This is a genomic window from Streptomyces sp. CS113, assembly GCF_002188365.1.
Taxonomy (GTDB): domain Bacteria; phylum Actinomycetota; class Actinomycetes; order Streptomycetales; family Streptomycetaceae; genus Streptomyces; species Streptomyces tendae.
Map to the genome: position 1 here is coordinate 3993263 of NZ_KZ195574.1, position 21066 is coordinate 4014328.

At 71.9% G+C, this 21066-nt stretch carries 19 protein-coding genes; 9 read left to right on the plus strand and 10 right to left on the minus strand.

The features are described from left to right. Window positions 1–38: 38 nt before the first annotated feature. Complete coding sequence (locus B9W62_RS17575) at window positions 39–1334, minus strand: polysaccharide deacetylase family protein (RefSeq protein WP_087808041.1); 1296 nt, start codon at window positions 1332–1334, stop codon at window positions 39–41. Between the two features lie 254 nt (window positions 1335–1588). Here B9W62_RS17575 and B9W62_RS17580 point away from each other — a divergent pair, with 254 nt between their 5' ends. From B9W62_RS17580 to B9W62_RS40735, 6 genes are all read left to right on the plus strand, one after another. Then, complete coding sequence (locus tag B9W62_RS17580; protein WP_087808042.1) at window positions 1589–4063, plus strand: SulP family inorganic anion transporter; 2475 nt, start codon at window positions 1589–1591, stop codon at window positions 4061–4063. A gap of 259 nt (window positions 4064–4322) precedes the next feature. Continuing rightward, entirely contained in the window at window positions 4323–6278 is a 1956-nt protein-coding gene (gene acs / locus B9W62_RS17585; protein WP_087808043.1) for an acetate--CoA ligase, read from the plus strand. 195 nt (window positions 6279–6473) lie between these two features. Then, window positions 6474–7898 carry a Na+/H+ antiporter NhaA gene (nhaA, locus tag B9W62_RS17590; protein ID WP_087808044.1) on the plus strand — a complete coding sequence of 475 codons (1425 nt, stop codon included), beginning with the start codon at window positions 6474–6476 and terminating at the stop codon, window positions 7896–7898. A gap of 64 nt (window positions 7899–7962) precedes the next feature. Further along, the gene (locus tag B9W62_RS17595; RefSeq protein WP_087811959.1) at window positions 7963–8451 is read left to right on the plus strand and encodes a phage holin family protein; all 489 of its coding nucleotides are present in this window, start codon (window positions 7963–7965) and stop codon (window positions 8449–8451) included. Then, complete coding sequence (locus B9W62_RS17600; protein WP_087808045.1) at window positions 8448–9422, plus strand: alpha/beta fold hydrolase; 975 nt, start codon at window positions 8448–8450, stop codon at window positions 9420–9422. The genes B9W62_RS17595 and B9W62_RS17600 overlap by 4 nt, the downstream gene beginning before the upstream one ends. Window positions 9423–9571: 149 nt before the next feature. Then, window positions 9572–9757, plus strand: coding sequence for a hypothetical protein (locus B9W62_RS40735; RefSeq protein ID WP_087808046.1), 186 nt, complete (start codon window positions 9572–9574; stop codon window positions 9755–9757). Window positions 9758–9770: 13 nt separating this feature from the next. Here the strand turns inward: B9W62_RS40735 and B9W62_RS17610 are convergent, their stop codons facing one another. The 3 genes from B9W62_RS17610 to nth are packed head-to-tail and all read right to left on the minus strand — an operon-like array spanning window position 9771 to window position 12945. After that, on the minus strand, window positions 9771–10976 hold the full coding sequence (locus tag B9W62_RS17610; protein WP_087808047.1) for a MarP family serine protease: 1206 nt from the start codon (window positions 10974–10976) through the stop codon (window positions 9771–9773). Between the two features lie 45 nt (window positions 10977–11021). After that, complete coding sequence (locus B9W62_RS17615) at window positions 11022–11762, minus strand: NUDIX hydrolase (RefSeq protein ID WP_087811960.1); 741 nt, start codon at window positions 11760–11762, stop codon at window positions 11022–11024. A 52-nt stretch (window positions 11763–11814) separates the two neighbouring features. Further along, entirely contained in the window at window positions 11815–12945 is a 1131-nt protein-coding gene (gene nth / locus B9W62_RS17620) for an endonuclease III (RefSeq protein ID WP_179235538.1), read from the minus strand. A 369-nt stretch (window positions 12946–13314) separates the two neighbouring features. On the opposite strand from nth, the gene B9W62_RS17630 reads away from it, so the two are divergent. Then, on the plus strand, window positions 13315–13989 hold the full coding sequence (locus B9W62_RS17630) for a Crp/Fnr family transcriptional regulator (RefSeq protein WP_003975365.1): 675 nt from the start codon (window positions 13315–13317) through the stop codon (window positions 13987–13989). Between the two features lie 42 nt (window positions 13990–14031). Here the strand turns inward: B9W62_RS17630 and B9W62_RS17635 are convergent, their stop codons facing one another. From B9W62_RS17635 to B9W62_RS17655, 5 genes are all read right to left on the minus strand, one after another. Beyond that, the gene (locus tag B9W62_RS17635; protein WP_087808048.1) at window positions 14032–14874 is read right to left on the minus strand and encodes an MBL fold metallo-hydrolase; all 843 of its coding nucleotides are present in this window, start codon (window positions 14872–14874) and stop codon (window positions 14032–14034) included. Next, complete coding sequence (locus B9W62_RS17640) at window positions 14871–15803, minus strand: NUDIX hydrolase (protein ID WP_087808049.1); 933 nt, start codon at window positions 15801–15803, stop codon at window positions 14871–14873. Before B9W62_RS17640 ends, B9W62_RS17635 begins: the two co-directional genes overlap by 4 nt. 59 nt (window positions 15804–15862) lie before the next feature. Continuing rightward, window positions 15863–16927, minus strand: a complete 1065-nt coding sequence (locus B9W62_RS17645) for an alpha/beta fold hydrolase (protein ID WP_087808050.1) — start codon at window positions 16925–16927, stop codon at window positions 15863–15865. 278 nt (window positions 16928–17205) lie between these two features. After that, entirely contained in the window at window positions 17206–17673 is a 468-nt protein-coding gene (locus B9W62_RS17650) for a RidA family protein (RefSeq protein WP_059301710.1), read from the minus strand. After that, the gene (locus tag B9W62_RS17655) at window positions 17670–17831 is read right to left on the minus strand and encodes a Sp36 family protein (protein WP_003975360.1); all 162 of its coding nucleotides are present in this window, start codon (window positions 17829–17831) and stop codon (window positions 17670–17672) included. The genes B9W62_RS17650 and B9W62_RS17655 overlap by 4 nt, the downstream gene beginning before the upstream one ends. A gap of 176 nt (window positions 17832–18007) precedes the next feature. Between B9W62_RS17655 and B9W62_RS17660 the strand changes: the two genes are divergently transcribed. Together B9W62_RS17660 and B9W62_RS17665 are read left to right on the plus strand one after the other, a co-directional pair. Further along, on the plus strand, window positions 18008–18985 hold the full coding sequence (locus B9W62_RS17660) for an ATPase BagA (RefSeq protein ID WP_087808051.1): 978 nt from the start codon (window positions 18008–18010) through the stop codon (window positions 18983–18985). Further along, on the plus strand, window positions 18982–20481 hold the full coding sequence (locus tag B9W62_RS17665) for an ATPase BagB (protein WP_087808052.1): 1500 nt from the start codon (window positions 18982–18984) through the stop codon (window positions 20479–20481). The genes B9W62_RS17660 and B9W62_RS17665 overlap by 4 nt, the downstream gene beginning before the upstream one ends. Before the next feature lie 40 nt (window positions 20482–20521). Here the strand turns inward: B9W62_RS17665 and wblA are convergent, their stop codons facing one another. Beyond that, window positions 20522–20860 (minus strand): transcriptional regulator WblA, encoded by a 339-nt coding sequence (gene wblA / locus B9W62_RS17670; protein ID WP_179235539.1) that lies wholly within the window; start codon window positions 20858–20860, stop codon window positions 20522–20524. Window positions 20861–21066 lie beyond the last annotated feature (206 nt).

Here is a 21066-nt window from a genome sequence, read left to right on the forward strand (position 1 = left end):
CGGCCTGCGGACCGGCGGCGCCCGGCGGCGGCCCGGCGCTACGGCTTGGCGGCCGGAGCCCCGGGCACACCCTTCGGCGCCGGTGCGGGCGCGGCCGAGAGGAAGGACGCCCAGCTCTTCTTCGGAGCCTCGCCGACGCCGAGGGTGCGCAGCTTCTTCAGGACCTTGGGGTCCTGGGCGTCCAGCCAGTCCGCGAGCTGCCGGAAGGAGACGCAGCGCACCTCCTCCTTGGTGCACACCGTCTCGACGACCTCTTCCACGGCGCGCATGTAGGTGCCGCCGTTCCAGGACTCGAAGTGGTTGCCGATGATCAGCGGCGCGCGGTTGCCGTCGTAGGCCCGCTCGAAGCCCTTGAGCAGGCTGTCACGCATCTGGTCGCCCCAGAACTCGCGCTTGGCGGGGTCTCCCTGGGTGGCGGTGCCCGACTGGTTCACCATGTAGTTGTAGTCCATGGTGAGCTGCTCGTAGGAGTGGCCGGGGAACGGCACGAGCTGCATGGACAGGTCCCACAGGCCCTCCTTCTTCGCCGGCCAGACCTGGTTGTTCACGCCGCTGCTGTCGTAGCGGAAGCCCATCTGGCTCGCCGCCTTCACGAAGTTCTTCTGGCCCTCCAGGCACGGGGTGCGGGCGCCGATCAGTTCCTTGTCGTAGTCGAAGGGCAGGGGCGCGGCGTTCTTCATCCCGGTGTTGGTCTTCCAGGTCTTCACGAACTGCTTGGCCTGCTGGATCTCCTCCTTCCACTCCTCGACCGACCACTCGCCGACCCCGCCGTTCGCGCCGCAGAAGTGCCCGTTGAAGTGAGTGCCGATCTCGTTGCCCTCCTGCCACGCCAGCCGCAGTTGCTTGACGGTGTCGGCGATGCCCTGCTCGTCGTTGAAACCGATGTCGGAGCGGCCCGGGGAGTGCTGGGGCGGGCTGTACAGATCCCGCTTCTCGGACGGCAGCATGTACACGCCGCTCAGGAAGTACGTCATCGTGGCGTTGTTCTCCTTGGCCACCTCGCGGAAGTGCGAGAACAGCTTCTGACTGTCCTCACCCGCGCCGTCCCACGAGAACACCACGAACTGCGGGGGCTTCTGACCGGGCTTGAGGCGTTCGGGCCGGGGCAGGTGCGGCTGGGCCCCGGTGTAGGCGGTGGAACCGTCACCGATCAGCCGGACCGCGTTCTTGGGCGCCGGTGCCGCTTTCCCCTTCTCCTTCTCCGCACCGCGCGTCCCTTCGCCGGAACCGGTGCCGCTGTCGATCGCGCAACCGGCGAGCGCCGCCGCGCAGACCGCGGCGACCACGGCGCGCGCGGCCATCCTGTGGGAGGCCATCCTGCGGGTGGCGGCCATGTCCGCCCACCTTCTTCCTTCTCTCGTGCCAACGCCGACTAGGCGATGTCGGGTGCTGAGCCGGGCCGTGCCGTCAGCGCCGTCAAGGTGACACGGAAATGAGAAGGAATTAGTACGACAAGCCGATGAAATGCCTCGTTCACTCGAATACGCCGGGCATTACTCCATTCGCGCTAAAAACCTATGCCTCTTCTTTACTCTGAATTACTCTCTATTTACTCGCTGTAATCGACGGATCCTCAGGAGACGGGAACATGTCAGCCTGCGTCCCCGCCCGCGCCGATTCGGCCCGGACCAAGCACGTCCATCCACCCCACAGCCCGCCGCCCGGCGGCCCCCGGCGCTTCCGCGTCGCGGGCGCCGACGTCTCGGCCGCGATCGCGGTCTTCCTGATCGCCCTGCCGCTCTCCCTGGGCATCGCCCTCGCCACCGGCGCCCCCCTCCAGGCCGGCCTCGTCGCCGCCGCGGTCGGCGGGATCGTCGCCGGACGCATCGGGGGTTGCCCGCTCCAGGTCAGCGGCCCCGCCGCCGGACTCACCGTGGTCACCGCCGACCTCATCCAGCAGTACGGATGGCGGACGACCTGCGCCATCACCGTTCTCGCCGGGATCGCCCAACTGGGGCTCGGCTGCCTGCGCGTGGCGCGCACGGCGCTCGCCGTGAGCCCCGCCATCGTGCACGGCATGCTCGCCGGCATCGGCGTCACCATCGCCGTCGCCCAGCTGCACATCGTCCTCGGCGGCACCCCGCAGAGCTCCGTGCCCGACAACCTGGTCGCGCTGCCCGCCCAGTTGGCGAACCTCCACCCCGCCGACGTGGCCGTGAGCGTGCTGACGCTGACCCTCCTGCTGCTGTGGCCCCGCCTCCCCGGCCGGGCCGGGGACGTCCTGGGCAAGCTGCCCGCGGCCCTGATCGCCGTCGGCGGCGCCACCGCCGTCGCCGCCCTCACCGGGCTCCGGCTGCCCAAGGTCGACCTGCCGTCCTGGAGCAGCCACGCCCTGGCCTCGCTGCCCGACGGGCCCGTACTCGGTCTCGTCGCCGCCGTCCTCACCACCACACTCGTGTGCAGCGTGCAGTCCCTGCTCGGCGCGGTCGCCGTGGACAAACTGGTCGCCGCCCGGCCCGCGCTGACCGGCCGCGTCAAGCGCTCCGACCTCGACCGGGAGCTGCTCGGTCAGGGCGCCGCCAACATCGTCTCCGGGTCGCTCGGCGGGCTGCCCATCGCCGGTGTGGCCGTGCGCAGTTCCGCGAACGTGGCGGCGGGTGCCGTCAGCCGGAACTCCACGATGCTGCACGGCGTTCTCGTAGTGATCGCCGCACTGCTGATGGTCCCGGCCCTGGAGCTCATCCCGCTCGCCTCGCTCGCCGCCCTGGTCATGGCCGTCGGCCTCAAGATGGTGTCGCTGAACCACATTCGTACGGTGACCCGCCACCGTGAGGTGCTGGTCTACGCGGTCACCACCTGCGGCGTGGTGTTCCTCGGCGTCCTGGAGGGCGTCGCGCTGGGCATCGCCGTCGCCGTCGGCGTCGCCCTGCACCGTCTCACCCGCACCCGGATCACCCACGACGACATCGAGGGAGTGCACCACGTCCACGTGCGGGGGCAGTTGACGTTCCTCGCCGTGCCGCGGCTCAGCCGGGTCCTGCACCAGGTGCCGCACGGGGCGGACGCCGTCGTGGAGCTGGACGGGTCCTTCATGGACCACGCGGCGTACGAGACGCTCCAGGACTGGCAGAAGACGCACACCGCCCAGGGCGGCTCCGTCGACATCACCGGCCGACGGCCCGGCACCCGCATCTCCGAACCGGCGGAGGTGGACGGCTGCCGCTGCCGGCCCTGGACCCCCTGGCGCAACCACCAGTGCGAACGCCCCTCGAAGGCACCCGCGTCCGGCACGGACGGACAGGCCGCCGCCGGGGAGCCCACCGGGAAGTCCCGCGCCACCACGACCGGCCCGAACCCGTCCGGCGGATCCGGCGGAACCGGTGAATCCGGTGTTGCCGACCCGTACGGCGCACCCGGTGCGACCGGTGCGACCGGCCAACCCCCCGGACACGAACTCGCCCGTGGCATCAGCGCCTTCCACCGCAACACCACCCCGCTGATGCGCCGCGAACTGGCCAGGCTGGCCCGCGAGGGGCAGCAGCCCTCCCAGCTCTTCCTGACCTGCGCCGACTCGCGGGTGGTGACGTCGATGATCACCTCCAGCGGCCCCGGCGACCTCTTCGTCGTACGCAACGTCGGCAATCTCGTGCCCCTGCCCGGCGAGGAGAGCGGCGACGACTCGGTGGCCGCTGCGATCGAGTACGCCGTGGACATCCTGAAGGTGCGGTCCATCACGGTGTGCGGACACTCCGGATGCGGGGCGATGCAGGCGCTGCTCGGCGCCGACCCGGGGGGCGCGCACACACCGCTCCAGCGGTGGCTGCGGCACGGGCTGCCCAGCCTGGAGCGCGTGCCCGCGGACGCGGCCGAGGACGGCCGCGAACGGCCCCGGCTGGCCGGGCGCGCACCCGCCGACGCCGCCGAGCGACTGTGCCTGGCCAACGTGGTCCAGCAGCTGGAGCACCTGCGCGCCCACGAGTCGGTGGCCCGCGCGCTGGGCGCCGGGGACCTGGAGCTACAGGGCATGTACTTCCACGTGGGCGAGGCCCAGTCGTACCTGCTGTCCGAGGACACGGACGGCGGCGTGTTCGAGCTGGTCCGGGAGACGAACCTGACGGTCTGAACCGCCTGACCTCCCGTGAGACCGGGGTGGTCCGGGAGAGCCGCGGCGCGGGCCGGCGTGTGAGAGGCGTTACACACGCTGAACCCCGCGTCGTCGGCTTCCGTGGGTACGGGTGACCACGGACCACGAAGGAGTCACGAGGCCGGCGACGACCAGAACAGGTCTAAACCATTTGCCCGTCGACCCTTGTCATCGGCCCCCCGGGTCTGATGAGCTGTGGCCTGGGACACAACGGACAACCCTGAGAAAGGGAGATGTCGTGAGCAACGAATCCTTGGCCAACCTGCTCAAGGAAGAACGCAGGTTCGCACCCCCCGCCGACCTGGCCGCGAACGCCAACGTCACGGCGGAGGCGTACGAACAGGCCAAGGCTGACAGGCTCGGCTTCTGGGCCGAGCAGGCCCGCCGGCTGACCTGGGCGAAGGAGCCGACCGAGACGCTCGACTGGTCGAACCCGCCGTTCGCCAAGTGGTTCAAGGACGGCACGCTGAACGTCGCCTACAACTGCGTGGACCGGCACGTGGAGGCCGGCCACGGCGACCGCGTCGCCATCCACTTCGAGGGCGAGCCCGGCGACAGCCGCGCCCTCACCTACGCGCAGCTCAAGGACGAGGTCTCCAAGGCCGCCAACGCCCTGCTGGAACTGGGCGTGCAGAAGGGCGACCGGGTCGCCATCTACATGCCGATGATCCCCGAGACCGCGGTCGCGATGCTGGCCTGCGCCCGCATCGGCGCGGCGCACTCGGTCGTCTTCGGCGGCTTCTCCTCGGACGCCCTCGCGACCCGCATCCAGGACGCCGACGCCCGCGTCGTCATCACCGCCGACGGCGGCTACCGGCGCGGCAAGCCGTCCGCGCTCAAGCCGGCCGTCGACGAGGCCGTGGAGCGCGCCGGAATCGTCGAGCACGTGCTCGTCGTCCGCCGCACCGGCCAGGACGTCGCCTGGGACGACTCCCGCGACAAGTGGTGGCACGAGGCCGTCGACCGGCAGTCCGCCGAGCACACCCCCGAGGCGTTCGACGCCGAGCACCCGCTGTTCATCCTGTACACGTCCGGCACGACGGGTAAGCCCAAGGGCATCCTGCACACCTCCGGCGGCTACCTCACGCAGACGGCGTACACGCACTGGGCCGTCTTCGACCTCAAGCCGGAGACCGACGTCTTCTGGTGCACCGCCGACGTCGGCTGGGTCACCGGGCACTCCTACATCGTCTACGGCCCGCTCGCCAACGGCGCCACCCAGGTCATGTACGAGGGCACCCCGGACACCCCGCACCAGGGCCGGTTCTGGGAGATCGTGCAGAAGTACAAGGTCTCCATCCTCTACACCGCGCCCACGGCGATCCGGACGTTCATGAAGTGGGGCGACGACATCCCCGCCAAGTTCGACCTGTCCTCCCTGCGCGTCCTCGGCTCGGTCGGCGAGCCGATCAACCCCGAGGCGTGGATCTGGTACCGCAAGAACATCGGCGCGGACGCGACCCCGGTCGTCGACACCTGGTGGCAGACCGAGACCGGCTCGATGATGATCACGCCGCTGCCGGGCGTCACGGAGGCCAAGCCGGGCTCCGCGCAGCGCCCGCTGCCCGGCATCGCGGCCACCGTCGTCGACGACGAGGCCAACGAGGTGCCCAACGGCGGCGGCGGATACCTGGTCCTCACCGAGCCGTGGCCGTCGATGCTGCGCACCATCTGGGGCGACGACCAGCGGTTCATCGACACGTACTGGTCGCGCTTCGAGGGCAAGTACTTCGCCGGCGACGGCGCCAAGAAGGACGACGACGGCGACATCTGGCTGCTGGGCCGCGTCGACGACGTGATGCTCGTCTCCGGCCACAACATCTCCACCACCGAGGTCGAGTCCGCGCTCGTCTCCCACCCGTCGGTCGCCGAGGCGGCCGTGGTCGGCGCGGCGGACGAGACCACCGGTCAGGCCATCGTCGCCTTCGTGATCCTGCGCGGCACGGCCGCGGAGAGCGAGGACCTGGTCACCGAGCTGCGCAACCACGTCGGTGCCACCCTCGGCCCGATCGCCAAGCCCAAGCGGGTCCTGCCGGTGGCGGAGCTGCCGAAGACCCGGTCCGGCAAGATCATGCGGCGCCTGCTGCGCGACGTCGCGGAGAACCGCCAGCTCGGGGACGTCACGACCCTCACGGACTCGACCGTCATGGACCTCATCCAGACCAAGCTCCCGGCCGCGCCCAGCGAGGACTGAGCCCGCGGGCACCGAGAGCGACAAGCACACCGAGGGCACCCGGCGCCGGACGCGCGCCGGGTGCCCTCGCCCTGTGCGGCGCCCGGGGCCCGGGTAAGGTGGACGGACGTACGAGTTTCATCAAGATCTTCATGGTGCGCCGGGAAGTCTGGTCGGCATGTGTTCCGTGCTGCCCACCCACCGGAGGTTTTCCTCGTGACCGCGCCCCGCACCCCCCGCAAGGCCTTCGGGCGGCTCTCCCTCCCGGAGCGCACCTACCTCGCGGACGCGCTGCGCACCGAGACGGTCGGCGGCGTCCTGCTGCTCGTCGCCGCGATCGCCGCCCTGGTGTGGGCGAACATTCCGGCGCTGCACGACAGCTACGAGAGCGTCAGCCACTTCCACTTCGGCCCCGCGGCGCTCGGTCTCGATCTCTCGGTCGCGCACTGGGCCGCCGACGGACTCCTCGCGATCTTCTTCTTCGTCGCCGGCATCGAACTCAAACGCGAACTCGTCGCCGGTGACCTGAAGGACCCCAAGGCCGCCGCGCTCCCGGTGGTGGCGGCGCTGTGCGGCATGGTCGCACCGGCGGTCGTCTACACCGTCACCAACATCGCGGGCGGCGGCTCCCTGGCCGGCTGGGCGGTGCCGACCGCCACAGACATCGCCTTCGCGCTGGCCGTGCTCGCCGTCATCGGCACGTCGCTGCCGAGCGCCCTGCGCGCCTTCCTGCTGACGCTCGCCGTCGTCGACGACCTGTTCGCCATCCTGATCATCGCGGTCTTCTTCACCGACACCCTGAACTTCGCCGCCCTGGGCGGCGCGGCCGTCGGACTCGTCGTCTTCTGGCTGCTGCTGCGCAAGGGCGTGCGCGGCTGGTACGTGTACGTCCCGCTCGGCCTGGTGATCTGGGCCCTGATGTACAACAGCGGCGTCCACGCCACCATCGCCGGCGTCGCCATGGGCCTGATGCTGCGCTGCCACCGGCGCGAGGGCGAGGAGCACTCCCCCGGCGAGCGCATCGAGCACCTGGTGCGCCCGCTGTCGGCGGGCCTGGCCGTTCCGCTGTTCGCGCTGTTCAGCGCCGGGGTGGCCATCTCCGGCGGGGCGCTGGCGGACGTCTTCACCAAGCCGGAGACCCTCGGTGTCGTGCTCGGGCTCGTCGTCGGCAAGACGCTGGGCATCTTCGGCGGCACCTGGCTGACCTCGCGCTTCACCAGGGCCTCGCTCAGCGACGACTTGCAGTGGGCGGACGTGTTCGCGGTGGCGACGCTGGCCGGCATCGGGTTCACCGTCTCGCTGCTCATCGGTGAGCTGGCCTTCGAGGGCGACGCGGCGATGACCGACGAGGTCAAGGCCGCCGTACTGACCGGCTCGCTCGTCGCGGCGGCCTTGGCGACGGTACTGCTGAAGATACGGAACGCGAAGTACCGGGGGATGGTCGCCGAGGAGGAGCGCGACGACGACCTCAGCGGTGTGCCGGACATCTACGAGGAGGACGACCCCGCCTACCACCTGCGGGTGGCCGCCGTCTACGAGAGGAAGGCCGCCGAGCACCGCCGGATCGCCGAGGAGATGGAGTCGGCACGGCTTGCCGAAGTGAAGGGCGGGGCAGGCGATGAGGACGACCGTCCGGCATGATCTGACGAGACGGTACAAAAGACGGAACCGTACTCAGATGAGCCAGCAGAAGAGGGAGACCGCGATGAGCGCACCCGACGGCAGCCCGGTCGGCACCGAACGCAGCATCGGCCAGCTGTTCGCCTCGGCGACCACCGAAATGTCGGCGCTCGTGCACGACGAGATCGCGCTGGCGAAGGCGCAGCTGAAGCAGGACGTCAAGCGCGGCGCGACGAGCGGCGGCGCGTTCTCCGCCGCGGGCCTGCTCCTGCTCTTCTCGCTGCCGATGCTGAGCTTCGCGCTGGCCTACGGCATCCGGACCTGGAGCGGCTGGAACATGGCCGTCTGCTTCCTGCTGTCCTTCGCCGCGAACGTGCTGGTCGCGGGCCTCCTCGCGCTGATCGGCATCGTCTTCGCGAAGAAGGCCAAGAAGGGCCGCGGCCCCCAGAAGGTCGCCGCCTCGGTGAAGCAGTCCGCGGGCGTGTTGCAGAACGCCAAGCCGCACCCGCGCCCGGAACTGCCCGCGGACCGGTCCCCCGAAGCGATCGAGGCTGTGGCACGCTCGACCTCATGACGGGCTCCACCACCCCTTCGGGGCACTCCCCCTCGCCGCAGCACCCCCACCCCACCTCGGTCGTACGTCTCGGTATCCCGGGCGGCCCCGAGGTGACCCACCGGGACGTCGCGGCCAACGGTGCCCGCTTCCACATCGCCGAGCTGGGCGACGGGCCGCTGGTGCTGCTGCTGCACGGCTTCCCGCAGTTCTGGTGGACCTGGCGGCACCAGCTGGTGGCGCTCGCCGACGCCGGTTTCCGCGCGGTCGCCATGGACCTGCGCGGCGTAGGCGGCAGCGACCGCACCCCGCGCGGCTACGACCCCGCGGGCCTCGCCCTCGACATCACCGGGGTGGTCCGCTCCCTCGGCGAGCCGGACGCCGCGCTGGTCGGCCACGACCTCGGCGGCTACCTGGCCTGGACGGCCGCCGCGATGCGGCCCAAGCTCGTACGGCGGCTCGCGGTCTCCTCGATGCCGCACCCCCGGCGCTGGCGCTCGGCCATGCTCGGGGACGTCCGCCAGAGCCGGGCGGGCTCCTACATCTGGGGCTTCCAGCGCCCCTGGGTGCCGGAGCGTCAACTGACCGCGGACGACGGCGCGCTGGTCGGCCGGCTGCTGCACGACTGGTCCGGGCCGCGACTCCTGGACGACGAGGCGGTGACGGCGTACCGGCGCGCCATGTGCATCCCCTCCACGGCGCACTGCTCGGTCGAGCCGTACCGCTGGCTGGTGCGCTCCCTGGCCCGTCCGGACGGCATCCAGTTCTACCGCCGGATGAAGCGTCCGGTGCGCGTGCCGACCCTGCACCTGCACGGCTCCCTCGACCCCGTGATGCGCACGCGGAGCGCCGCCGGGTCCGGGCAGTACGTCGAAGCGCCGTACCGCTGGCGGCTGTTCGACGGGCTCGGGCACTTCCCGCACGAAGAGGACCCGGTCGCCTTCTCGACCGAACTGATCAACTGGCTGAAGGATCCCGAACCCGATCGGTGAGGGTTTGGTAAGCGATCGGTCACCGAACGGACGCGCCCGGTATCCGAACCGGAACGCTTGTCCTATGAACGGCCACTTGCCCGGCGCATAGGCCAATTGGGCGCCCCGGGCACGGTTATCGACCTTGGGGCGGGGGCACACGTCCGGGTATGGGCTGGACGCACGACTACAGTGACGTAGCACGCGACGGCCGCTCCACGAGCGGCGTGAGCAGTACCCACCGACGCGGCGGCACCCCGCAACTCGCGGGTGCGGACCCACGGGTGGGCATTCCGCGCATCCTGCGCCGCCGGGCCCGCTGGGTCTCCGTACGCCTGCGCCATCCACGGACCTGAGGCGTACGCAGGTTCAGAGCGCGCAGCTGTCGCTGTCCACCTGCTGGCCGGCGGTGCGGCCCTTGCTGATGTCCTCGCGGATCTCGTCCGCGGTGAGCGCGTAACCGGTGTCGGGGTCGTCCAGGGACTTGGCGAAGACCACGCCGTACACCTCGCCCTCCGGCGTCAGCAGCGGGCCGCCCGAGTTTCCCTGACGGACGGTCGCGTACAGCGAGTAGACGTCCCGGCGGACGGTGTCCCGGTGGTAGATGTCCGGTCCGTTGGCCGTGATGCGCCCGCGCACCCGCGCGGCCCGGACGTCGTACGCCCCGTTCTCCGGGAAGCCCGCGACGATCGCGCCGTCGTCGCGCTGCGCGTCCTCGTCCTCGTCGGTGAACCGCAGCGCGGGCGCGTCCAGTTCCGGTACGTCCAGTACGGCGATGTCGCGCCGCCAGTCGTAGAGGACGACCGTCGCGTCGTACTTCCGGCCCTCGCCGCCTATCTGCACCGTGGGCTCGTCGACGCCGCCCACGACGTGGGCGTTGGTCATGACGCGGCGGTCGGAGAAGACGAAACCGGTGCCTTCCAGGACCTTGCCGCAGTCCGGTGCGGTCCCCATGACCTTGACGATGGAGCGCTTGGCCTTGACGGCGACCGGGCTGCCCGCCAGCGCCGGGTCGGGCGCCTGCACCGGAGGGATCGACTCGTCGGCGAAGGGGCTGAAGACCTGCGGGAAGCCGTTCTCCGCGAGGACCGAGGTGAAGCTGTCGAACCAGCTGTCGGCCCCCGCCGGCAGCACTTCCTGCACCCCGGCCAGCAGCGTGGACTGCCGCACCTCCTTGCCGACCGTCGGCATCGTGGTCCGCGCGAGGGCGGAGCCCAGCAGCCAGGCGACCAGCAGCATGGCGACGACGTTGACCAGGGCGCCCCCGGTGGCGTCCAGGGCACGGGCCGGGGACCACGTGATGTAGCGGCGCAGCTTGTTGCCCAGATGGGTCGTCAGGGCCTGGCCGACGGAGGCGCACACGATGACGACGACGACCGCGACGACGGCGGCGGTCGTGCTCACCTCAGCGTTGTCCGTCAGGGCGTCCCAGATCACCGGCAGCAGGTAGACGGCGACGAGACCGCCGCCGAGGAAGCCGATCACCGACAGGATGCCGACGACGAAGCCCTGCCGGAAGCCGACGATCGCGAACCAGACGGCGGCCAGCAGCAACAGGATGTCCAGCACGTTCACTGATTCAGGCCTCGCCTTGTCGTCTGCGGTACGCAGGCCACCCTGTCATGCGCGCCAGTCCAGCGGGACCTGCTTGTCCGGGTCCCAGGGCCGCTCCCAGCCCGCGAAGTGCAGCAACCGGTCGATGATGCCGGCGGTGAAGCCCCAGACGAGTGCCGATTCGACCAGGAATGCCGGGCCCCGGTGACCACTGGGGTGAAGGGTCGTCACCCGGTTGGCCGGGTCCGTGAGATCCGCCACGGGGACCGTGAAGACGCGCGCGGTCTCGGCCGGATCGACGACACCGACCGGGGAGGGCTCGCGCCACCAGCCCAGCACCGGGGTGACGACGAACCCGCTCACCGGGATGTACAGCTTGGGCAGGACGCCGAAGAGCTGGACGCCCGCCGGGTCGAGCCCGGTCTCCTCCTCGGCCTCCCGCAGGGCGGCCCGCAGCGGACCGTCACCGCGCGGGTCACCGTCCTCGGGGTCGAGGGCACCGCCCGGAAAGGCGGGCTGGCCGGGGTGGGAGCGCAGGGAACCGGCGCGCTCCATGAGCAGCAGCTCCGGGCCGCGGCCCGCCTCCTCGCCGCCCTCGCGGGTGCCGTCACCGAAGAGGATCAGGACGGCGGACTGGCGGCCGGCGCCGTCGGCCGGCGGCAGGAAGCGGCTCAGCTGGGTGGGCCGGACCGTCTCGACGGCCCGCACCACCGGGTCCAGCCAGCCGGGCAGGCCCTCCTTGCTGAGGACCGCGCCGTCCCGCGTGCGGTCCCTGGCGGGACCCTGCGTGTCGCTCGCCCGTGTCATCTCCACCCCCGTCCTGCCGACTCCAACGCCCGACGCCCCCGAGATCGTTCCGTCACCCGGCCCCCAGCGGCAGGGCCGGCTTGCCGCCCGCGTCCAGGTACGCCTGCGGGGGCTTCAGCCGCTGGCCCGGGAAGCCGCCCTTCTCGTACTTCAGCAGCTTCTTCGCCTTCTCCGGGTCCGTCTCGCCCTCGCCGTACGCCGGGCACAGCGGGGCGATGGGGCAGGCGCCGCAGGCGGGCTTGCGGGCGTGGCAGATGCGCCGGCCGTGCCAGATCACGTGGTGGGAGAGGTCGGTCCAGTCGCTCTTCGGGAAGAGCGCGCCGACGGCGGCCTCGATCTTGTCCGGGTCGGTCTCCTCGGTCCACCGCCAGCGGCGCACCAGGCGCTGGAAGTGCGTGTCCACGGTGATGCCGGGGCGGCCGAACGCGTTGCCGAGCACGACGAAGGCGGTCTTGCGGCCGACGCCGGGCAGCTTGACGAGGTCTTCGAGGCGTCCGGGGACCTCGCCGCCGAAGTCCTCCGTCAGGGCCTTGGAGAGCCCTATGACCGACCTGGTCTTGGCCCGGAAGAAGCCGGTCGGGCGCAGGATCTCCTCGACCTCCTCGGGGACGGCGGCGGCCAGGTCCTCGGGGGTGGGGTACTTGGCGAACAGGGCGGGCGTCGTCTGATTGACGCGCAGGTCGGTGGTCTGGGCGGACAGCACCGTGGCCACGACCAGCTGGAACGGGTTCTCGAAGTCCAGCTCCGGGTGGGCGTACGGGTAGACCTCGGCCAGCTCGCGGTCGATACGGCGGGCGCGGCGGACCAGCGCGGTGCGCGACTCGCCGCGCGGCGGCTTCGGGGCGACGGTCTTCGCGGGGGCGACGCCCTTGACGGCGGCGGTGGCCTTCTTCGGGGCGACGGCCGGCTTCTTGGCGGGCGCCTGCCTCTTCAGGGCGGGAGCCTTCTTGGCCGCTTGGGCCTTCTTGGCGGGAGCCTTCTTGACCGCGGCGGACTTCTTGGCCGCGGCGGACTTCTCGGGCGCGGCGGACTTCTTCGCCGCTGGGACCTTCTCCGGCGCAGCGGACTTCTTCGCCGCTGGGACCTTCTCCGGCGCAGCGGACTTCTTCGCCGCGGGAGCCTTCTCAGGCGCGGAGGTCTTGTCGGCCGTGGCCGACTTCTTGCTCGCGGCGGTCTTCTTCACGGCACCCTTCTCCGCAGTCACCCTCTTGGCAGGCGCTGCCTTCTTTGTCGCTTTCGCCGTTTTCCTACCGCCATCGGGACCCTGTTCGCCCACAGCGGAATCGCGACGTACACTCACCCGCGCAGCCCCCCAGGCCTGTGCTCTCACCGGCGATTTGGACACCCGGCCAGCCTACGACCCGGCACCGACATCCGCCCCGGACCTCGAAGATCGGCGTCCAATTGGACCCCTGCCGCGTACCCCGGGACATCAGTGCGGCATCCTTGTGACAGATCACACTGTTTGGACTGTCCGGCAAAATGGGCACCACGGACCCCTGGTACACCGGGGGAACAAGATCCTCTGAGCCGGTCGACAAGGAGAGAACTCGTGGACGACGTTCTGCGGCGCAACCCGCTCTTCGCGGCGCTCGACGACGAGCAATCCGCGGAGCTCCGCGCCTCCATGAGTGAGGTGACCCTCGCCCGCGGCGACACCCTGTTCCACGAGGGGGACCCCGGAGACCGCCTCTACGTGGTCACGGAAGGCAAGGTCAAGCTCCACCGCACGTCCCCCGACGGGCGCGAGAACATGCTGGCCGTCGTCGGCCCCAGCGAGCTGATCGGTGAGCTGTCGCTCTTCGACCCGGGCCCGCGCACGGCGACCGGCACCGCGCTGACCGAGGTCAAGCTGCTCGCCCTCGGCCACGGCGACCTCCAGCCCTGGCTGAACGTCCGCCCCGAGGTGGCCACCGCGCTGCTGCGCGCCGTCGCGCGCCGCCTGCGCAAGACCAACGACGCCATGTCCGACCTGGTCTTCTCGGACGTCCCCGGCCGCGTCGCCCGCGCCCTGCTGGACCTCTCCCGCCGCTTCGGCGTGCAGTCGGAGGAGGGCATCCACGTGGTGCACGACCTGACGCAGGAGGAGCTGGCCCAGCTGGTCGGCGCGTCCCGCGAGACGGTCAACAAGGCACTGGCGGACTTCGCCCAGCGCGGCTGGCTCCGGCTGGAGGCCCGCGCGGTGATCCTGCTGGACGTGGAGCGGCTGGCCAAGCGCTCCCGCTGACCCACCGCCCCGTACCGGCCCCCCGGGGTCTGCCCGGGGCTCCTACTCGGGCAGCTGGACGATCCCGTGCTCGCCCAGGTATTCCAGCTGCGCGCGCACCGACAGCTCCGCCGCCGGCCACAGCGAGCGGTCGACGTCCGCGTACACGCGGGCGACGACCTCGCCCGGCGTGCGGTGGCCGTCCTCCACCGCCGTCTCGACCTGGGCGAGGCGGTGGGCGCGATGGGCCAGGTAGTACTCCACGGCGCCCTGGGCGTCCTCCAGGACGGGCCCGTGGCCCGGGAGCACCGTGTGCACCCCGTCGTCGGCCGTGAGCGACCTGAGCCTGCGCAGGGAGTCCAGGTAGTCGCCGAGACGGCCGTCGGGGTGGGCCACCACCGTCGTACCGCGGCCCAGGACGGTGTCGCCCGTCAGGACCGCCTGGTCGGCCGGGAGATGGAAGCACAGCGAGTCCGCCGTGTGCCCCGGCGTCGCCACGACCCTCAGCTCCAGACCGCCGACCCCGATCACGTCACCGGCGGCCAGCCCCTCGTCGCCCAGCCGCAGCGCCGGGTCCAGGGCCCGTACGTTCGTGCGGGTCAGCTCGGCGAAGCGCGCCGCGCCCTCCGCGTGGTCCGGGTGACCGTGCGTCAGCAGCGTCAGCGCGATCCGCTTGCCGGCCCGCTCGGCCGTGTCGACGACATGCCGCAGGTGGGCGTCGTCCAGCGGACCCGGGTCGACGACGACGGCCAGGTCGGAGTCGGGTTCGGCGAGGATCCAGGTGTTGGTGCCGTCCAGGGTCATCGCCGAGGCGTTGGGCGCGAGGACGTTCACCGCGCGCGCGGTGGCCGGACCCGACAGGACACCGCCCCGCGGCTGTCCGGGCAGTGCTGCTGCGTCCGTCATGCGGGAGCTCCCCCGGTCGGGTCGGAAGGTGTCGCCGGCGCCGCGCTCGCGACGCGCTTGGTGAACTCGTCGTGTCCCGGCCAGGAGAGGACGACCTCGTCGCCGGACAGCCGCGCGCGGGCCAGTACCGGTGTCATGTCGCGGCCGGGAGCCGACGCCAGCGCCTCGGCCGCCGTGGCGCACTCCGCCAGCCCGCGCAGGGTCGCGACGGTGGGCGGCATCATCAGCAGCTCGCCCCTGTCGTACCCGGCCGCCGCGTCCGCCGGCGTGATCCACACCGTGCGGTCGGCCTCGGTGGAGGCGTTGCGGGTGCGCTGGCCCTCGGGGAGCGCGGCCACGAAGAACCACGTGTCGTAGCGCCGCGACTCGAACTCCGGGGTGATCCAGCGCGCCCAGGCGCCCAGCAGGTCGGAGCGCAGGACGAGGCCCCGGCGGTCCAGGAACTCCGCGAAGGACAGCTCGCGGTCGACCAGGGCGGCCCGGTCGGCCTCCCAGTCCGCGCCCGTCGTGTCGCCGACCACCGAGTCCCCGGTCGGCCCGGCGAGCAGGACGCCGGCCTCCTCGTACGTCTCCCGTACGGCCGCGCACACGATCGCCTGGGCGCCCGCCTCGTCAACGCCGAGCCGGTTCGCCCACCACGCGCGCGTGGGGCCCGCCCAGCCGATGGCGCGGTCGTCGTCGCGCGGGTCGACCCCGCCGCCCGGATAGGCGTACGCGCCCCCGGCGAACGCCATGGAGGTGCGGCGGCGCAGCATGTGGACGACGGGGCCGGAGCCGGGCTCCGTGGGGCCGGTGCCGGTGTCCTTGAGCAGCATGACGGTGGCCGCGCGCTTCGGGGTGACCGGCGTGAGGGTGCCGGCCGCCAGCGCGCGGATGCGGTCCGGCCACTCCGGTGGGTACCACTGACCATTCGCCTGACCATTCGCCATGGCCGGAGGCTATCCGGTGACGGGCGGATGTTCGAGTGGCCCCCGGGGCCGGGCGGGCGTCAGGAGGGCAGGCCGGTCAGCCACTCGATGAGCAGCCGGTTGGTCTCCTCGGGACGCTCCTGCTGGAGCCAGTGGCCGCAGCCGTCGAGGACGTGCGAGGCGCTCAGACCGGGCAGGGTGGCCGGATACGCCTCGATCGCGTCGGACAGCCAGGTCGTGGAGGCATCCATGCCGCCGCCGAGGAACAGCGACGGCTGGGTGATCGGGGCCCCCTCGTGGGCGGCCAGGTCGGCCCAGTCGCGGTCCATGTTGCGGTAGCGATTGAGGGCGCCGGTCAGGCCGGTCCGCTCGAACTCCCCGGCGTAGACGTCGAGGTCCTGCTCGGTCAGCCAGGAGGGCAGCCGCCCGGCGGCCGGGAACCGGTCGCGCATCCGGCCGCCGGGGGCGACGAAGTGCGGGTCGGGCTCCTCGGGGCCGGGCATGGTGTCGGCGGACAGCGCGGCGTAGAGGCCGCCGAGCCAGCCGCGGACGTCCGGCTCGATCTCCGCCTCGGCGCGGCCGGGCTCCTGGAAGTAGGAGACGTAGAACTCCTGCCCGGCGAAGGGTCCGGCCGGGTCGCTCATGCCGGCGAAGACCTCGCTGGGCTTCGGGCCGCCCGGCGGGGTGTACGGCACGCTCAGCAGGCCCACCGCGCGGAAGACGTCCGGTCGCAGCAGCGCGGAGTGGGCGGCGATGTTCGAACCCCAGTCGTGGCCGACCACCACGGCGGAGCGTTCTCCCAGCGCCTCCACCACGGCGACGTTGTCCGCGACGAGGTCGAGCATCCGGTAGGCCTCGACGGCGTCCGGCCGCGAGGAGCGCCCGTAGCCGCGTACGTCGACGGCGACGGCGCGGAACCCGGCGGCGGCCAGCGCGGGCAGCTGGTGGCGCCAGGAGTACCAGGACTCGGGGAAGCCGTGCACGAGCAGGACCAGCGGCCCGCTGCCCTGCTCGACCAGGTGGATCCGGCCGGCGGGCGCGGACACCAGACGGTGGACGGGCCGGCCGGCGGACGCGGGGACGGTCCCGTGGGCGGCCTGGTCGGGTCGGTGGGCCTGCGGGTCGGTCACGGGCGGCTGCGGCATGGCTCCTCCTGGGGCATACGGTCGGTACGGCCCCGGTACGGGCCGGGACCGCCGGCCGGGGCCGGCACCCGTCCCGTACGGGGTACGGAACCGATCCTGCGAGGTCGCAGCGGCGGGGGCGAGGTTTGTTGCCGGCCTGGCAACGCGCGCCGCACCCGGTGTCCGCCGAACGCGTACCGCACCCCGTGTCCGCCGAACGCGTACCGCACCCGGCGTCCGCCCCCGCTCCGTCGGCGTACGGCGGGAAACCCGTCCGACGGCCACGGGGGCCCGGTCCGCTACGGCTGGACCAGCTCCACTTGGACCTCGACCTCCACCGGCGCGTCCAGCGGGAGGACCGCCACGCCGACCGCGCTGCGGGCGTGCACGCCCTTGTCGCCCAGGACCTCGCCGAGGAGTTCGCTGGCGCCGTTGATCACACCCGGCTGGCCGGTGAAGTCGGCGGCGGAGGCGACGAAGCCGACGACCTTGACGACACGCGCGACACGGTCGAGGTCACCGGCGACGGACTTCACGGCGGCCAGGGCGTTCAGCGCGCAGGTGCGGGCCAGTTCCTTGGCCTCGTCCGGGGTGACCTCGGCGCCGACCTTGCCGGTGACCGGGAGCTTCCCCCCGAGCATGGGCAGCTGGCCGGAGGTGTAGACGTACGGGCCGGACTGCACGGCGGGCTGGTAGGCGGCCAGCGGCGGAACGACCTCGGGCAGTGTCAGACCGAGCTCGGCGAGCTTCGCCTCGACGGCGCTCATGCCTGCTTCTCCCGCTTCAGGTAGGCGACGAGCTGCTCGGGGTTGTTCGGCCCGGGCACGACCTGGACGAGCTCCCAGCCGTCCTCGCCCCAGGTGTCCAGAATCTGCTTCGTGGCATGGACGAGCAGCGGCACGGTTGCGTATTCCCACTTGGTCATGCGGCCGACTCTAGCCGCTGGCCGGGGCACCTCCGCAGCCGCTGTCCGGGGCCCTTCGCAACCGCGCTCCGGGAGCCGTCCGCGGCCGCCGCCCGGGCCCCTGCGCGTGCCGGTCGCGGCGACGTTGTCCACAGCCTCCGGCGTACTCGGCGCGCGGACTGGTTACGCTCGAAGACGTGAGCAGGCTCCAGGTCGTCAGCGGCAAGGGCGGTACCGGCAAGACCACGGTGGCCGCGGCCCTCGCGCTGGCCCTGGCCACCGAGGGGAAGCGCGCGCTTCTCGTCGAGGTCGAGGGCCGCCAGGGCATCGCGCAGCTCTTCGAAACGGAGGCGCTGCCTTATGAGGAGCGGAAGATCGCCGTCGCTCCCGGGGGCGGGGAGGTGTACGCCCTCGCCATCGACGCCGAACTGGCCCTGTTGGACTACCTCCAGATGTTCTACAAGCTGGGCAGCGCCGGACGGGCCCTGAAGAAGCTCGGCGCGATCGACTTCGCGACCACCATCGCGCCGGGGGTCAGGGACGTCCTGCTGACCGGCAAGGCGTGCGAGGCGGTCCGGCGCAAGGACAAACGGGGGCGGTTCGTGTACGACTACGTCGTCATGGACGCCCCGCCGACCGGCCGCATCACGCGCTTCCTCAACGTCAACGACGAGGTGGCCGGGCTCGCGAGGGTCGGCCCCATACACAATCAGGCGCAGGCCGTGATGCGGGTGCTGAAGTCGCGGGAGACCGCCGTGCACCTGGTGACGCTGCTGGAGGAGATGCCGGTCCAGGAGACCGTGGACGGCATCGCCGAGCTGCGGACGGCGCGGCTCCCGGTGGGCCGGGTCGTCGTCAACATGGTGCGGCCCCAGGTCCTGGACGCCACCGACCTGGAGCTGGTCCGGGAGACCCCGCGTACGGAACTGGCCCGGTCGCTGTCCGGTGCGGGGCTCGGCGGGGCGCGGCGGGGCGGGCACGCCGAGCGGCTGGTGGACCCGCTCCTCGCCCAGGCCGGGGAGTACGCCGAGCGGCACGCGCTGGAGGAGGAGCAGCGGGCGGCCCTCGGCGAGCTGGGCCTGCCGACGCACGAGCTGCCGCTCCTCGCGGAGGGCATGGACCTGGCGGGTCTGTACGAACTGGCCACCGAGCTGCGGAAGCAGGGGATCGCATGAGTCCGGACGACCCGGCCCGCCACCAGAAGGGCGACCGGGCCCGCCACGAGGACGGCGACCGGGCCCGCCACCAGGAGGGCGCGCGCCGTCTGACCCCCGCGCGGGTGCTCGACGTCGACGCCCTGCTGGAGGACCCGCGCAACCGCATCGTGGTGTGCTGCGGTTCGGGCGGGGTCGGCAAGACGACCACGGCGGCGGCGCTGGGCCTGCGCGCGGCCGAGCGCGGCCGCAAGGTGGTCGTCCTCACCATCGACCCGGCCCGGCGGCTCGCGCAGTCCATGGGCATCGACTCCCTCGACAACACCCCGCGCCGGGTGAAGGGCGTCGACGACGCGGCGGGCGGTGAGCTGCACGCCATGATGCTCGACATGAAGCGGACCTTCGATGAGATCGTCGAGTCCCACGCGGACCCCGACCGGGCCGCGGCGATCCTGGGCAACCCGTTCTACCAGTCCCTGTCGGCCGGCTTCGCGGGCACGCAGGAGTACATGGCGATGGAGAAGCTGGGGCAGCTGCGGGCGCGGGACGAGTGGGACCTCATCGTCGTCGACACGCCGCCGTCCCGCTCGGCGCTGGACTTCCTGGACGCCCCCAAGCGCCTTGGTTCCTTCCTGGACGGCAAGCTGATCCGCGTCCTGCTGGCCCCGGCGAAGGTCGGCGGCCGGGCGGGCATGAAGTTCCTGAACGTCGGCATGTCGATGATGACCGGCGTCCTGGGGAAGGTGCTGGGCGGGCAGTTCCTCAAGGACGTGCAGACCTTCGTGGCCGCGATGGACTCGATGTTCGGCGGGTTCCGTACGCGCGCGGACGCGACGTACAAGCTGCTCCAGGCGTCCGGGACGGCGTTCCTGGTGGTCGCGGCCCCGGAGCGGGACGCACTGCGCGAGGCCGCGTACTTCGTGGAGCGGCTGGCCGCCGAGGACATGCCGCTGGCCGGTCTGGTGCTCAACCGGGTCCACGGCAGCGGCGCCGACCGGTTGTCGGCCGAGCGGGCACTCGCCGCCGCGGAAAATCTTGAGGATCCCCGCATTGTGGATCAGGACGGCGGGAAAGCTGGAGTTCGTACCTCCCCCGGCAACTCTCCCGACTCCCACGGCAGTTCAGGACCGGCCGACGCCGTCCCCGGCGACGCGGCCTCCGGCACCTCTTCGGAGGCTCCCGACACCCCTCCGGAGGCTCCAGACACCTATCCGGAGGCTCCAGACGCGTCTTCGGAGATGTCCTCGGAGGGCACCGACACCTCCGCCGAGGCTCCCGACGCACCGGAGCGGTCCGTCGACGCCCTCGCGGCCGGTCTGCTGCGACTGCACGCCGAGCGCATGCACCTGCTCGCCCGCGAGCAGCGCACACGTGACCGCTTCACCGCGCGTCATCCCGAGGTGGCGGTCACCGAGGTGGCCGCGCTGCCCGGCGACGTGCACGATCTCGCGGGGCTGCGGGACATCGGGGCACGCCTGGCCACCGGCCGTCCCGAGCTGCCCGAGCCGGGCGCCTGATCCTGCCCCGGGCCCCGCGGGGCCCATGCGGGGGCGGGGGTCAGCCCACGGCCGCGTAGTTCTCGTACACCTCGTCGTCCTCGAGGGGCACGATGCCGACCCCTCGTTCGTACTCCGTCCGCGCCGTCTCGAGCAGCCGGCGCCAGGAGGTCACGGTGGGCCGCCTGCGCAGCAGTGCGCGGCGTTCCCGTTCCGTCATGCCTCCCCAGACGCCGAACTCGACGCGATTGTCGAGCGCGTCGGCCAGGCACTCGGTCCGCACCGGGCACCCGGTGCACACCGCCTTGGCCCTGTTCTGCGCTGCTCCCTGAACGAACAGTTCGTCCGGATCGGTAGTGCGGCAGGCGGCCTGCGCACTCCAGTCGGTTACCCAGCCCATACCGGCGCCGTCCTCTCCCGAATCGAGGCTCCCCCACGGCGGCAGCGGCATATTCACCGCCGCCAGTTGAGGACGTTACGGAAGGTGGGCACAGCGCAACACCCCCTTCGGGCCCAATCTTGAATGGCCCGAACGGACTATGGGTAAGCGGCAGATCACCCGGGGGAGTGAGCTGGCGACATGCGCGACGATCCCGACATTCGGGT